Genomic DNA, 13,636 nt, shown 5'->3' with positions numbered 1-13,636 from the left:
CGACATATAGCCGCTGCAAATCGCTGTTTTGTCACGCTTTTGACTTGTTCAGTTTTACTGTGGAGGTGACTGTGAATAAGTTGGGAGCAGCTGGCTGAAGGCCTTTGTTTACGGGGCTTACAGCGTTCTGATCAATATTTGACCAGTTGTTTCGGGCGGTATTTAGGTAAGGTTTGTCAACGTTGTTGTGGCTGGTTTTTTATACAGTCTTTATACAGTGTCGGCCTGTGGATAAGTCTGTGTGCAACCGTTGGAAAGACCGCCGCAGATAGCGCATTCTCTGGTCTCGAAGAAGCATTCCTGTCCGCGCACCCAAGTCCTGGGAAATTCGACGGCAGATGGCACATTGCCGGTCAAGTAAAAACATCGTTCAGGTTACCCACACGCCCCGTATGCCGGGATTCTCGCCTTTTTGAGTTGCCCCCAGAAAATGTATGCCTGACTGTGGATAAGGTGGGTAAAAGTGCCTGCAGGCCAGAGCGCATATGGTCTTGGAGCGACTGGTTGTTTTTTGTACAGCGAAGCGGGTGCGTGACGATGTTCGTGATGGCGCTTGATCCGGCCCCGTCTGCGCGGGCATTCTCCAGAACCTTCCTACACGCAACACCGCTTGCGTGACATTTCCGCTTGGCTGGATAAGCCCTCATCGTTAGTCAGGAGAAAGAAATGACCTCTACCGTATTCATTACCGGTGCCACTTCCGGGTTTGGCGAAGCCTGCGCCCGACGTTTTGCTGAGGCGGGCTGGTCGCTGGTGCTGACCGGTCGCCGTGAAGACCGCTTGCAGGCGCTGAGCGCCGAGCTGTCGAAACAGACCAAGGTGCACACGCTGACACTGGACGTGCGCGATCGCGCGGGCGTGGAGCGCGCTGTGGAAAGCCTGCCGGCTGAATTCGCGAAGATTCGCGGCCTGATCAACAACGCTGGCCTGGCGCTGGGGATTGATCCTGCACCCAAGTGCGATCTGGATGACTGGGACACCATGATCGACACCAACATCAAAGGGCTGGTGTACACGACGCGCACGCTGCTTTCGCGTCTGATCGCTTACGGCCGCGGTGCCAGCATCGTCAACCTTGGTTCGGTGGCAGGGAATTATCCGTACCCGGGCGGCAACGTGTATGGCGGCACCAAGGCGTTCGTCGGGCAGTTCTCGCTGAACCTGCGCAATGACCTGATCGGCACCGGCGTACGGGTGACCAACCTTGAGCCGGGCTTGTGCGAGAGCGAGTTCTCGCTGGTGCGTTTCGGCGGCGATCAGGCCAAGTACGACGCCACCTACGCAGGCGCCGAGCCGATCCAGCCCCAGGACATCGCCGACACCATCTTCTGGATCATGAACACGCCGGCCCACGTCAACGTCAACAGCCTGGAACTGATGCCCGTGAGCCAGACCTGGGCCGGGTTCGCGATTGATCGCAGTCGTGGCGAGAAGTAAGCAGTTTTATAGAAGACTGTGATCGATCGTTCCCACGCTCTGCGTGGGAATGCGCTAACCGACGCTCCGCGTCGCCGGTTGCCGGGACGCGGAGCGTCCTGGGCTGCGTCCCCACGCAGAGCGTGGGGACGATCGTTAGGCCGAACCTGAGCCGGCTTGCTGGCGAACCGGGAATGTCAGACGCACAAATGCCACTGATCCACCGCATTCGCCAGCAAGCCGGCTCCTACAGGGCCGAGGTCAGCGTCATAACGGGTAAAGTCCCAAATCTGCGGTGTCTCAGCCGCTGAAAAACTCGGCCAGCCCGATGTAGCAGGTCGCCAAGTGATAGGGCGTCGTGGAAGGCATGTCGCTGCGGCTGATCTGCCCCTGGCTGTCGAGGCACTCGTTCCAGCCGGTGGGGTGCAGGAACTGCGCTTGTAGCGCTTTCAATTGGCGCGCCAGCAAGTGCTCGCTATCAGGCCGCAGCGTCAACGCGCGCAAGTACTCAGCCTGAGCCCAGATGCGCTGCGTGCCGTCTTTCACCGAACCGTCCACTTCCAGCATCGCCGCGACGGCGCCGTTCGTTTGATCGACGCCCTGTGCCTCGGCGTGGGCGAACGCAGTCTCCAGCGACCGATACAGCGGCGTGCCCCGCAGACGCGCGGACGACGCCAGCAAGTAGAACCATTCGAACTGGTGCCCCGGCTCGGACCAGTTATCCACAGCGTCCAGCGGTTTCTCCAGCATCACCCCGTGCTCGACATCGACAAAGCGGCGCTGCATGGCTTCCACCAAGGCATCCAGCGCCGCCTGCGTGTCAGCATCATCGCGTACGGCCAGTGTGCCGAGAAACGCTTCGGCCAGGTGCATCAGCGGGTTTTGCAGCGGGCCGGCGTTCAGCGAAGACCAATCCTCGGCCAGCACGGATTCGTACAAACCGTCGCCATCGGCAAAGCGCTCGGCGACCACGTTCAGCGCGGCGTTGAGTACCGACTCCACCAACGGCTCACGGACTTGGCCCCAGTAATGCGCGCAGGCAAAGACGATGAAGGCGTGGGTGTAAAGGTCCTTGCGGCGGTCCAGCGGCGCGCCCTGTGGATCGATGCTGTAGAACCAGCCGCCGTGCTCGGCATCGTGAAAATGCTGCTGCAACGAACGAAACAGCGCGGCCGCGCGGGCAGCGGCGTCGGGCATGTCGGGGTGATCGATCAGGCTTGAAAACAGAAACAGCTGACGCGCACAGGCCATGGCCCGGTAGCGCTGCGGTGGCAGAGGCCGATGCTGGGCGTCGACTGCCTCGAACGGCAGCGCCATCTCGGCATTCCACCCCGGGCCCTGCCACAACGGCACGACCACGCCCATGAAGTGTTGTTGCACCTCGGCGAATGCGGCGGACAGTTCAGACTTGGCGGTGGGGAAGGAAGCGTCAGGCATTGGATGGCGTCACGGCAGGGGCAGATTGCGCGACATGGTAGCAGGCGGTAAGGATCTTGCGTCAGTTGCGGGTATCAGGAGCAGGGCGCTTGGCTACGCCGATGATCCGTGTTCGACACCGGTCCAGTGTAGGAGCGCGCTTGCCCGCGATATCGGTGTGTCAGAAACCTATTTGTCGCTGACAGATCGCAATCGCGGGCAAGCGCGCTCCTACAATGGGTCTCATCTAGCCCGCGAACAACCAGACGCCCGTCGCGGCCGACAGAGCCCCGGCGATCCGTACCACTGGCGTTGCCGCTGTTGGCAGAAACCGCACCACGGCATAACCCGCTGCGTGCAGCGCAGCCGTCGCGCCGACGAAACCCAGCGCATAACCCCAAGGGCTCGACATCTCCGGCAGCTCCAGACCATGGGCCACGCCGTGGAACATCGCAAACAGCGCCGTCGCCGCCACGGCCACGAACAGTGGCGGACGTACGGCCAGCGCCACCGCCAGGCCCAGTGCAAACACCGACGCCGCAATGCCGCTCTCCAGACCCGGCAATGCCAGCCCTTCAAACCCGAGCAATCCGCCGATCAGCATGGTGCCGACGAACGTGCACGGCAGCGCCCAGCGCGCCGCGCCTTTTTGCTGTGCAGCCCAGAGCCCCACGGCAATCATCGCCAGCAGGTGATCGATACCGCCCAGTGGATGGCTGATGCCGGCCACCAGGCCGCTTTCATCGTGGCCAGGGTGCGCGAAGGCCAGCGCCGGAACGAGCAGCAGCGCCAACGCGCCAAATACTTTTTTGCAGTTCATGAATGAATTCCTTCCTTCACTTGGGTGTGAGTCACTTGGGTGTGCGAAATCAGGCCGCAGTCAGCAGGCCCTGGCGCTCGATGAACGCGATGATCTGCTCCAGGCCGTGACCGGTTTTCTGGTTGCTGAACACGAACGGCTTGTCGCCGCGCATCTTCTTCGTGTCGCGGTCCATCATCTCCAGCGATGCACCCACCAGCGGCGCGAGGTCGATCTTGTTGATCACCAGCAGATCGGATTTGCAGATGCCGGGGCCGCCCTTGCGCGGCAGCTTGTCGCCCGCCGACACGTCGATCACGTAAATGGTGAGGTCCGACAGCTCCGGGCTGAACGTCGCGGACAGGTTGTCGCCGCCCGACTCGACGATGATCAGGTCCAGCCCCTCGAAGCGCCTGTTGAGCTGGTCGACGGCTTCCAGGTTAATCGAAGCGTCTTCGCGGATCGCCGTGTGCGGGCAGCCGCCGGTTTCCACGCCGATGATGCGCTCAGGCGCCAGTGCTTCGTTGCGCACCAGAAAGTCAGCGTCTTCACGGGTGTAGATGTCGTTGGTGACCACCGCCAGGTTGTAGCGATCGCGCAGGGCCAGGCACAGCGCGAGCGTCAGCGCGGTCTTGCCGGAACCGACCGGACCGCCGATGCCGACGCGCAAAGGTTGGCTGTTCATTCGTTCTCTCCGTTAAGCGTGTTGTGCGGTTCGAGGCGCTGCGGCGATGGCGGCGACCTCATGATCGGAACAGGCGGCTGTACTGCCGCTCATGGTTCATGCTCGCCAGCGCCAGACCGAATGGCGCGCTGCCGATGTGTTCAGGGTTCAGTGCGGTGGCGTGTTGCTGAGCCTTTTGCAGCAGAGGCAATAGCTCGCTGGTCAGGCGCTGGGCGGCTTGCTGCCCCAGCGGGAGGGTCTTCATCAGCACTGCCAACTGATTTTCCAGCCAGCTCCAGAGCCAGGCGGCGAGTGCGTCCTGAGGACTGATCTGCCAGGCGCGCGCGGCCAGTGCCCAGCCCAGCGCCAGATGCGGCTCGCCTATGCGATGCAGAAAATCCCGGGCGGGTTGATCCATTTCCGGCAGGCCGTTGAGCAATTGCTGCAGGGAGTAGCCCATCTGGCGGCTTTCGAGGTGCAGCTCACGGGTTTCCCGGCTGGCGCGGTGGGCTTCGCTCAGCTCACGCAACGTCTCCCAGTCTTCTTCGGCAGCCGCCGTGCAATGGGCCAGCAGCAGCGGCGCCTCGAAGCGCGCAAGGTTGAGCAGCAACTGGTCGCCAATCCAGCGGGCGGCGCTGGCCGAATCGTGAACGGTCGATTGCTCGACCGCCATTTCCAGGCCCTGGGAATAGCTGTAGCCGCCGATTGGCAGCTGGGGGCTTGCCAGACGCAGCAGCGCCCAGGCGGCGTTCACGTGCGCACGCCGAATTGATGAATACGCGGCGCGTAGTTGAAGTCTTCCTCACCGGCGCGCGAGTGGTGATGGCCGCCGCCATAGGCGCCGTGCTCAGGCTGGAAGGGCGCTTCGAGGGATTCGGTGGTGGCGCCCAGTTGATCGAGCATGGCCTTGAGCACGTAGTCGTCGAGCAGACGGAGCCAACCGTCGCCCACTTGCAGCGCCACATGGCGATTGCCCAGGTGATACGCCGCGCGGGTCAGCTCGAAGGCATTGCTGCACGTCACGTGCATCAGTTGCTCGGGGCGCGCGCAAACACGCACGATCCGGCCGTCTTCGGCCTTGAGAAAGTCGCCGTCACGCAGCGGCGGCTGACCGCGTTCGAGGAACAGCCCGACGTCTTCACCCTCGGCACTGAAACAGCGCAGCCGGCTTTTGCTCCGCGCCTCGAATATCAAATGCAGCTCTGCGGCCCATTCAGCCTGAGGTTCGATCCGTTGATGAATCACCAGCATCAGTCAGCTTCCAGCAATGTGCGATGCAGGGGCTAGAGCAAGTGGCTTGCCAACAGACGGGCCGGGCAGAATTTGCCTGAATACGGTGCAGAGGGCCGATATTCCAGAGGCGCGACGCTCAGTGGTGGGGCGCTGCGAAAGTTTGCGCACCGGCATGGTGCGTTTGAGTGGTGACGCCACTAACCGGGACGGCGCTGGAATCTTCTGCGGTGGACGCTAGGTCTTCGCGGGCAAGCGCGCTCCTACAAGGGATCGCGTTCCAAACTCAGGTTTTCATCGCCTGCGACAACGACTTCAACGTCCTCACCGTGATCCATGCTTAATACCGCAACCCACTTTAGGAGCGCGCTTGCCCGCGAATGGCCTTCGCAGGCGCTGAATCACTCAGTACTGCCCAATCCCTGCCAGCGCTTGGCGCCGATGAAGATGAAGCGCAGCTGCTGGGTGATTTTCGCGCGGGGAGTCAAGTGGGCGGCCAATGCCGGGGGCGGCGGGTCGATCAGTTCTGGCAGCATGGCGAACACGCTCTTCACCACCAGGTCGGCCATGACCGAAAGGTCGTCGGTGTTCAGGTGCTGGAATTTGGGCATTGACGCCAGGTCGGTCGCGAGGTCGGCGATGATGCCTTCGCGCAGTGCACCGAGCGCCTGACGGACTTTCAGCGAGCCGCCGTATTGCTCGCGCGCCAGGAACAGAAACTGCGAGCGGTTGGCGGCCACGACATCCAGAAAGATGCGAATGGAGGCATCAATGATGCCGCTGTCGATGTTGTGGTTGTGGCGCACGCGGCGGATGGTTTCGCGGAAGGTCTGGCCGACCTCGCTGACCAGCGCCAGGCCCAGGTGGTCCATGTCATCGAAATGCCGATAAAAACCGGTGGGCACGATGCCGGCGGTTTTCGCCACTTCGCGCAGGCTCAGACTGCCGAAACCGCGCCCGCTCTCCATCAGGCCCCGGGCTGCATCGAGCAGGGCGTGGCGGGTCTGCTGTTTCTGTTCGGCGCGGGGCAGCATCGGGCGTGTTTCTGATGGAGGCATGGGCCGCAACTCTAGCAAATGCGTTTGTGTGGCGTCGAACCCGGTTTTACGTCGGGCAATAAAAAGCCCGGCGATCAGGGCCGGGCTGTTCTCATGTTTTTTGTCGTGCCGATTTTTGCGTGGTCTGACCGGCCTCTTCCCGGCTGAAGACGGTCCTACGGGGTGTGCGCGTCTTCCGTAGGACCGGCTTTAGCCGGGAAGCTGTTGAATGCCGAGGGTATCGATCAGGAAACGCGTTGATACTGCTGAATCAGCCGATCAGGGCCGTTGTCGGCTACGCGCTGGTATTGATTGATCAATCGATCCGGGCCGTCCTGCGCAACGGTCGGCAAACCGGAATGCTGCGCCGCCTTCGCTTCGCCGAGGATCGCTTGTTCGCTGGCAGGCATCGCGAACGCGCTCGAGGCAAGTAGGGAGAGGGTCAGGGCAATCAATTGGCGTTTCATGGAAGGATGCTCGGGTGTAAGGAGTTGTGTGAACGTGCTGGCGATTTTACCGCTGCCCTGTGGATAAAGAAGTTCAGCGGGCTGATGGTGACCATCGACAGAAATGATGCGAATCCCGACCCCATGCGCGGCGGGCCTTTCAGCGCGTTTCAGGTCAGTCGCCGAGCAGGTCTGGACTGACGGTATCGGCAGCCTGCGGAACTTTTCACGTCGCTAATACAGATTCGATCAAACCGATGGGGCTTTTCTCAGTCGAACCGTTACGACGTACGACACGCGCCCTGGACGGCGCGTCGGTTTTTGGGGAGACAACGCAATGACGCGAGGCCGTAAAATCTTTGCCTGGACAGCCGCAATCCTGCTGCTGTTGCTGGTGATTCTGATCATTGTGATCGCGACGTTCGACTGGAACCGGCTCAAGCCGACCATCAACGAGAAGGTGTCTGCAGAACTGCATCGTCCCTTTGCCATCAACGGCAATCTGGCCGTGAGCTGGCACCGTGAGCCCGACGAAGGCGGCTGGCGCGCCTGGGTGCCTTGGCCGCATGTGTCGGCGGAAGATATTTCACTGGGCAATCCCGAGTGGTCGAAGACGCCGCAGATGGTCACGCTCAAACGCGTCGATCTGCGCTTGTCTCCCCTGTCATTGCTGGCACAGCGCGTGGTCATCCCGCGCATCAACCTGACCGAGCCCAACGCGAAAATCGAGCGTCTGGCCGATGGCCGCGCCAACTGGGTGTTTGATCTGCCCAAGAGTGACCCGAACGCCAAGCCATCGAGCTGGGTGGTCGACATTGGCTCGATCGGCTTCGATAAAGGCTTCGTGAGCTACAACGACCAGAAGATCAACACGGCGGTCGATGTGGTCATTGATATGCTGGGCAAGCCGATCCCCTATGGCGACATCGTCGGCAGCAGCGAGGCGAAGAAGGTCCAGGACAAGGGCGCTTCGGCCCAGGACTACGCCTTTGGCTTTACCGCCAAAGGCCAGTACCACGGCCAGAAGCTCAACGGCAGCGGCAAGGTGGGTGGGCTGCTGGCGTTGAAAGATGCCGCGCTGCCCTTCCCGGTGCAGGCTGACGTCAGTGCTGGCGCCCTGCGGGTCGCTATCGCGGGCACCGTGACCGATCCGCAGAACCTGGGCGCACTGGACCTGAGGCTGAAACTGTCCGGCGACAGCCTCAGCAACCTGTATCCGCTGACCGGCGTAACCCTGCCGGACTCCCCGCCGTACTCCACCGATGGTCGCCTGGTCGCGAAACTGCACGACCCTGCGGGCGCGTCGTTCCAGTACAAAGCCTTCAACGGCAAGATAGGCGACAGTGACATCCACGGCGACCTGGGCTTTGTCGCCAGCGAACCGCGTCCCAAGCTGACCGGCGCGCTGGTGTCCAATCAGTTGCTGATGGCGGATCTAAAGCCGCTGATCGGCGCCGACTCCAACGCCGAGCAGAAAACCCGTGGCGGCGAGAGCAAACAGCCGACGGGCAAAGTGCTGCCGGTCGAAGAGTTCAAGACCGACCGTTGGGCGGCCATGGACGCCGATGTCGAGTTCACGGGCAAGCGCATCGTGCAGAGCGCCGACCTGCCGTTCACCGATCTGTACACCCACGTGGTGCTCAATGACGGCGTGCTGAGCCTGCAGCCTCTGCGCTTCGGCGTGGCGGGCGGCAAGCTCGACGCCGACATCAAGCTCAACGGTCACACCCAGCCGCTGGAGGGCCGCGCCAAGCTGTCGGCTCGCGGCTTCAAGCTCAAGCAGTTGTTCCCGACCTTCGAACCGATGAAAACCAGCTTTGGTGAGCTCAACGGTGATGCGGACCTCAGTGGCCGTGGCAATTCGGTGGCCGCCTTGCTGGGCACCTCCAACGGCGATCTGAAGATGCTGATCAACGACGGCGCTGTCAGCCGAGGCCTGATGGAGATTGCCGGCCTGAACGTCGGTAACTATGTGGTCGGCAAGCTGTTCGGCGACAAGGACGTGAAGATCAACTGTGCGGCCACTGATGTAGGCTTCAAGGACGGCCTGGCGAGCACCAGGGTGTTTTTGTTCGACACCGAAAACGCGATCATTTACGTCGAAGGTACGGCGAACATGAAGACCGAGCAGCTGGACATGAAGATCACGCCTGAATCGAAAGGCTTCCGGGTCTTCTCCCTGCGTTCGCCACTGTATGTACGCGGGCCGTTCAGCAAGCCTAATGCGGGTGTCGAGTCCGGCCCGCTGTTGCTGCGGGGCGCCGGTATGGTGCTGTTGGGCGCGGCTGTAGGTCCGGCAGCAGCGTTGCTGGCGCTGGTGGCGCCGAGCAATGGCGACGCGCCTAACCAATGTACCGGGTTGCTGGAGCAGATGCGGTCAGGCAAGGCGCCGAAGACGGTGAAGTAAAGCCGCCGGAGACGCGGTGAGGTGATCAGTCTGGTGGAGATTGGCGAGGCGCGTCGCAGTGATTCAACGGGCGCGTTCGCCAGCAAGCCGGCTCCTACAGGATCACCGTGAGCTTGTAAGAGCCGGCTTGCTGGCGAACCCTGCAGACCACGCTGAAACGTAACCCACAAAAAAGCCAGGGCATATGCCCTGGCTTCTTGCGTTGCGTGCTGCGTATCAGAGGCCGTCGAGCAGGTCGGCCATGTCGTCGGCGTGCTCTTCTTCCTGCGCCAGGATCTCTTCGAAGATGCGGCGAGTGGTTGGGTCCTGATCGCCGATGTACTGAATGATTTCGCGGTAGCTGTCGATCGCGATGCGCTCGGCCACCAGGTCTTCAGTGATCATCTCTTTCAGCGTGTTACCGGCCACGTACTGCGCGTGGGAATTCTTGCTCAGCAGGTCCGGGTTGAATTCCGGCTCGCCGCCCAGCTGCACGATACGCTCGGCCAGTTTGTCAGCGTGCTGGAGTTCTTGAGTGGCGTGTTCCAGAAACTCGTCAGCGGCGGCGTGGGACTTGATGCCCTTGGCCATGAAATAGTGACGCTTGTAACGCAGGGTGCAGACCAGTTCGGTCGCCAGCGATGAGTTCAACAAACGCAGGACCTCTTCACGGTCACCGTTGTAGCCTTCAGTGACGGCGCCGTCTTCAACGTTTTTGCGCGCGCGCTCTCGCAACGTGGCGACATCGGTCATAGGGTGCAGATTGATCATCAGATTTCTCCAGGGCTGTTCCGGTTTTTTTCCGTCGCGCTCTGTTGCGCCATGCCTATGGCAGGCGCCCGGCAGGATCGGGGTCTTAAGGTGTGAGTGGTGGGCACTGGCAAAAGTTTGATTTTTGTTCGGGGACTTTTTGACGCGGGGTCAGATTGTCGCGGGGTGAGACTGATGTGCAGACAAGAGGGGGGGCACGTACTTCAGGATGGATCGCCCATGATCACGACAGTGCCGGGCATCCTTGCGATGCCTCGGCGTTCGTGATCGCGAGCAGACTCATCCAATCAAGACCCATTCAAACGAATGGCATCAGATCACATGGCGCGTTCGTTGGCGTCACGCTGTTCGCAGGTCATGAAACCCTTGCTGTTGACGCGGCCATTGTTGTCGAAGGTGACGTAGTACGCCTGCTGATGGCCTTCGCGGTTCAGCACGTAGTTGTTGCAAGTGCCTGGGTGGGCGCGACGCTGAATGGTGGTCGATGGCGTGCCGCCGATGGTCAGGACTTGTTCCTTGGTCATGCCTTCTTCAACTTGCTTGACCAGCGGTGCGTTGCGATAGGTCGCGTAATCAACCGGGTTCGGCATGGTGGTCGATGCGCAACCAGCCAATGCGGCCATGGAAATCACTACTGCCAGGGATTGCTTGAACATTCGAATCGCTCCGCGAAAAAGGCCATTGTTGGCCCGATGCTGTTAGGAGCGTTGAAGATACAAAAGAGTTCGATCAAATTGATGGCGATGGGGCATTACCTATTTCTGTCATGTTTCATGAATGTTTCCCGGCTACCGTCACCTCACTCCCTCCATCAACGACGCTCGCTCAGGAATCGCTCCTCCATGCCTCAACAACTGGCCACGCGTTACCCCATCGTCCTGGTGCCGGGGTTGATGGGTTTCGTGAAGTTGGTGGTCTATCCGTACTGGTTCGGCATCGTGTCGGCGCTGAGTCGGGGCGGTGCGCAGGTGATCCCGGTGATGGTCTCGGCGGTCAATTCCACCGAGATCCGCGGCGAGCAACTGCTGGCCCGCGTGCAGGAAATTCTCCTGGAAACCGGCGCAGCCAAGGTCAATCTGATCGGTCACAGTCAGGGCGCGCTGACCATTCGGTATGTCGCTGGCGTGCGCCCGGACCTCGTCGCCTCGGTCACCTCAGTCGCGGGGCCCAACCATGGCTCGGAACTGGCCGATTACTTTGAAGCGCATTACCCGCCCCATACCGCCAAAGGACTTGTGGTCAACGCTGCCATTCGCCTCACCACACTCATCGCCAGTCTTCTCGACACCGGTTATCGCGGCACGCGTCTGCCTGTGGATGTCGACGCTGCGCACCATTCGCTGACCACCAGCGGGGTAGCGCGATTCAACCGGCTGTTTCCTCAAGGGTTGCCAAAATACTGGGGCGGGCAGGGCGCCGAGGTGGTCAACGGCGTGCGCTATTACTCGTGGTCAGGGACCCTGCAAACAGGGCGCACCGACCGCGGCAAGAACGTCTTCGATACGTCAAATCTCACCTGCCGAATATTTGCTCGCACGTTCACGAAAGAGCGAGGTCAATCTGATGGCATGGTCGGGAGATGCAGTTCCCACCTGGGCAAAGTCATCGGTGATGACTACCCGCTCGACCATTTCGACATCGTCAACCAGCACTTCGGGCTGGTGGGCAAGGGAGCCGATCCCGTGGGGTTGTTCCTTGAACATGCCGCGCGTCTCAAAGCCGCCGGTCTTTGACTTATTTGGCCGTTGTTCGTGATCAGTCGACCCGTGAGGTCGCGTAGGAAGTGATGGGATGAGCGATAAAGAGCTGTATGAAATCGAGTACACGCTGGCCGGTGAGCACCATGTCGATCTGATTGAAAACCTCGACGTGCCAATCATCGAGGTCGTGCACGAGCTGGCGCTCAAGCACAACGTGGCCGTTGAAGATGACCCCTTCGATACAGGTGAAAGCACCATCGGTCTGCCCCATGTGCTGGGCATTACCGACGTGTCGATTCACGCTGCGCAGGAGCACGACAAAGCCTGATCGGTGTCATCCGACGGACAGGTTTAACGGATCGCGGCCTTGCGCAGCGGTGTGGTCCAGCGTTCTGCCAGGATCACCCCGCCCAGCGTCAGGGCTCCGCCGATGAAGTGATAGGACGCCAGCTGCTCGCCCAGTGCGAGCGCGGCAACCAGCGCCGTCAGGATCGGCACCAGGTTGAAAAACAACGTGGTACGGCTTGGCCCCAGGATGGAAATTGCTTTCATCCACAGCAGCGGCGCGAGCATTGAAGTCGGTATGCACGCGTAGAGCACCAACGGAATGTTGCTCGCGTTCAGGCCGGTCTTCGGTGAAATCACAAACAGCGGAAACAGCGCAATGATCGCCACCAGAATCTGCAGATAGAGCAGCTGCAATGGCGGCATGCGCAACTGCCATTTCTTCAGCAGCGTGCTGTAGGTCGCATACGCCAGTGTCGCGACGAGCATCATGACGTCGCCGATGTTGATGCCATGGGCAATCAGCAAACTCCAGCTCCCTTGGGACACCACCCCCAACACGCCCGCAAACGACACGATTGCGCCAACCAGCGCGCCTGCGGTCAGCCGGGTACCAAGGCTGGCGATCGACATGCCCAGGGTCATCACCGGCACCAGCGACAGAATGATGCCCATGTTGGTGGCCGTCGTAATGTTCGCCGCGTAGTACGCCAGGCTTTGATAAACCGCCATCCCCAGCACGCCCAGCACCACGACCTTGCCGATGATGGGTTTGATCTGCGCCCGGTTGCGCAGCACGGGGCCGAGCAGGAATGGCGTGAACAGCAAACCCGCCAGCAACCAGCGATAGAAACCGATCTCGGCCGGGAAAATACGCCCGGCCGCTGCCTTGGTGATGACGTTGTTGCCGGCCCAGATCATGACGGTGAGCAGTGGATAAAGGTATTGCATGAGCGAACCGGCTTTTAAATGAGGCGCCATTATCGGCCTGCCAGTCCGCACGTCCAGCGCACGCTGCGCATTTGCAGAAATATGCAGCAACATTCTTTGGCTACACTGCTTTGAAAGCCATGCAGGTGCGTGGCGCTTCCGGAGAAACCCGATGACGATGCTGCGTATTCCTCTGCTGGTAATGGGCTTGCTGTTGAGCGCCCAGGGTTTTGCTGCCACTGCGCAACAAAACAAAATGACCACCTGCAACGCCGATGCCTCGGCGAAAACCCTGAAGGGCGATGAGCGCAAGGCGTTCATCAGCACCTGCCTGAAGGCCGCGCCTGCGCCTGCCGCCACTCAGCAGGAAAAGATGAAAACCTGCAACGCCACGGCCGGCACCCAGGCGCTCAAGGGCGATGCGCGCAAGGCCTTCATGAGCGATTGTCTTAAAAAGAAATAATTTCCTGAGCCAATGACGGGCGTCGAAATACGGCGCCAGCCCCTGTACTTTCTGCGATTGCGGCCGATGATCTGGTCTGCAATCGCAGCCTCC

General features: G+C 61.0%; 15 protein-coding genes. 5 read left to right on the top strand and 10 right to left on the bottom strand.

Going from position 1 to position 13,636, the window contains the following annotated elements; genetic code table 11:
- Nucleotides 1-666: 666 nt before the first annotated feature.
- Complete coding sequence (locus tag OKW98_RS26465; protein WP_108119041.1) at nt 667-1,437, top strand: SDR family oxidoreductase; 771 nt, start codon at nt 667-669, stop codon at nt 1,435-1,437.
- A gap of 279 nt (nt 1,438-1,716) precedes the next feature.
- On the opposite strand, the gene OKW98_RS26460 is transcribed toward OKW98_RS26465, so the two are convergent.
- The 7 genes from OKW98_RS26460 to OKW98_RS26430 all read right to left on the bottom strand — a co-directional run bounded on the left by OKW98_RS26460 (nt 1,717) and on the right by OKW98_RS26430 (nt 7,029).
- A complete protein-coding gene (locus tag OKW98_RS26460) occupies nt 1,717-2,853 on the bottom strand; it encodes an AGE family epimerase/isomerase (protein ID WP_265387332.1) in 1,137 nt (378 codons plus the stop codon).
- Nucleotides 2,854-3,079: 226 nt separating this feature from the next.
- Nucleotides 3,080-3,652, bottom strand: a complete 573-nt coding sequence (locus OKW98_RS26455) for a HupE/UreJ family protein (protein ID WP_265387331.1) — start codon at nt 3,650-3,652, stop codon at nt 3,080-3,082.
- Between the two features lie 49 nt (nt 3,653-3,701).
- On the bottom strand, nt 3,702-4,316 hold the full coding sequence (gene ureG, locus OKW98_RS26450) for an urease accessory protein UreG (protein ID WP_074891382.1): 615 nt from the start codon (nt 4,314-4,316) through the stop codon (nt 3,702-3,704).
- A gap of 58 nt (nt 4,317-4,374) precedes the next feature.
- Complete coding sequence (locus OKW98_RS26445; protein ID WP_265387330.1) at nt 4,375-5,049, bottom strand: urease accessory protein UreF; 675 nt, start codon at nt 5,047-5,049, stop codon at nt 4,375-4,377.
- Nucleotides 5,046-5,546: an urease accessory protein UreE gene (gene ureE / locus OKW98_RS26440; RefSeq protein ID WP_265387329.1), complete on the bottom strand. Its 501-nt coding sequence runs from the start codon at nt 5,544-5,546 to the stop codon at nt 5,046-5,048. The genes OKW98_RS26445 and ureE overlap by 4 nt, the downstream gene beginning before the upstream one ends.
- 380 nt (nt 5,547-5,926) lie before the next feature.
- On the bottom strand, nt 5,927-6,559 hold the full coding sequence (locus OKW98_RS26435) for a TetR family transcriptional regulator (RefSeq protein WP_192171470.1): 633 nt from the start codon (nt 6,557-6,559) through the stop codon (nt 5,927-5,929).
- A gap of 248 nt (nt 6,560-6,807) precedes the next feature.
- Nucleotides 6,808-7,029: a hypothetical protein gene (locus OKW98_RS26430; protein WP_265387328.1), complete on the bottom strand. Its 222-nt coding sequence runs from the start codon at nt 7,027-7,029 to the stop codon at nt 6,808-6,810.
- Between the two features lie 316 nt (nt 7,030-7,345).
- Between OKW98_RS26430 and OKW98_RS26425 the strand changes: the two genes are divergently transcribed.
- Entirely contained in the window at nt 7,346-9,415 is a 2,070-nt protein-coding gene (locus tag OKW98_RS26425; RefSeq protein ID WP_265387327.1) for an AsmA family protein, read from the top strand.
- Nucleotides 9,416-9,631: 216 nt separating this feature from the next.
- Here OKW98_RS26425 and OKW98_RS26420 read toward each other — a convergent pair whose 3' ends face one another.
- Together OKW98_RS26420 and osmE are read right to left on the bottom strand one after the other, a co-directional pair.
- Nucleotides 9,632-10,165, bottom strand: coding sequence for a ferritin-like domain-containing protein (locus OKW98_RS26420; RefSeq protein WP_265387326.1), 534 nt, complete (start codon nt 10,163-10,165; stop codon nt 9,632-9,634).
- 317 nt (nt 10,166-10,482) lie between these two features.
- A complete protein-coding gene (gene osmE / locus OKW98_RS26415) occupies nt 10,483-10,821 on the bottom strand; it encodes an osmotically-inducible lipoprotein OsmE (protein ID WP_265387325.1) in 339 nt (112 codons plus the stop codon).
- Nucleotides 10,822-11,007: 186 nt separating this feature from the next.
- On the opposite strand from osmE, the gene OKW98_RS26410 reads away from it, so the two are divergent.
- Both OKW98_RS26410 and OKW98_RS26405 read left to right on the top strand, forming a co-directional pair.
- Nucleotides 11,008-11,898: an esterase/lipase family protein gene (locus OKW98_RS26410; RefSeq protein WP_265387324.1), complete on the top strand. Its 891-nt coding sequence runs from the start codon at nt 11,008-11,010 to the stop codon at nt 11,896-11,898.
- Between the two features lie 58 nt (nt 11,899-11,956).
- Nucleotides 11,957-12,193 (top strand): hypothetical protein, encoded by a 237-nt coding sequence (locus OKW98_RS26405; RefSeq protein WP_265387323.1) that lies wholly within the window; start codon nt 11,957-11,959, stop codon nt 12,191-12,193.
- Between the two features lie 23 nt (nt 12,194-12,216).
- Here the strand turns inward: OKW98_RS26405 and OKW98_RS26400 are convergent, their stop codons facing one another.
- Nucleotides 12,217-13,101 carry a DMT family transporter gene (locus OKW98_RS26400; RefSeq protein WP_265387322.1) on the bottom strand — a complete coding sequence of 295 codons (885 nt, stop codon included), beginning with the start codon at nt 13,099-13,101 and terminating at the stop codon, nt 12,217-12,219.
- 151 nt (nt 13,102-13,252) lie between these two features.
- Here OKW98_RS26400 and OKW98_RS26395 point away from each other — a divergent pair, with 151 nt between their 5' ends.
- On the top strand, nt 13,253-13,543 hold the full coding sequence (locus OKW98_RS26395; protein WP_265387321.1) for a PsiF family protein: 291 nt from the start codon (nt 13,253-13,255) through the stop codon (nt 13,541-13,543).
- Nucleotides 13,544-13,636: the final 93 nt, after the last annotated feature.

Origin of the sequence: Pseudomonas sp. KU26590, from assembly GCF_026153515.1 — a bacterium.
Classification (GTDB): domain Bacteria; phylum Pseudomonadota; class Gammaproteobacteria; order Pseudomonadales; family Pseudomonadaceae; genus Aquipseudomonas.
The sequence above is the reverse complement of the archived record's forward strand: the minus strand, read 5'-3'. Positions and strand labels throughout refer to the sequence as shown.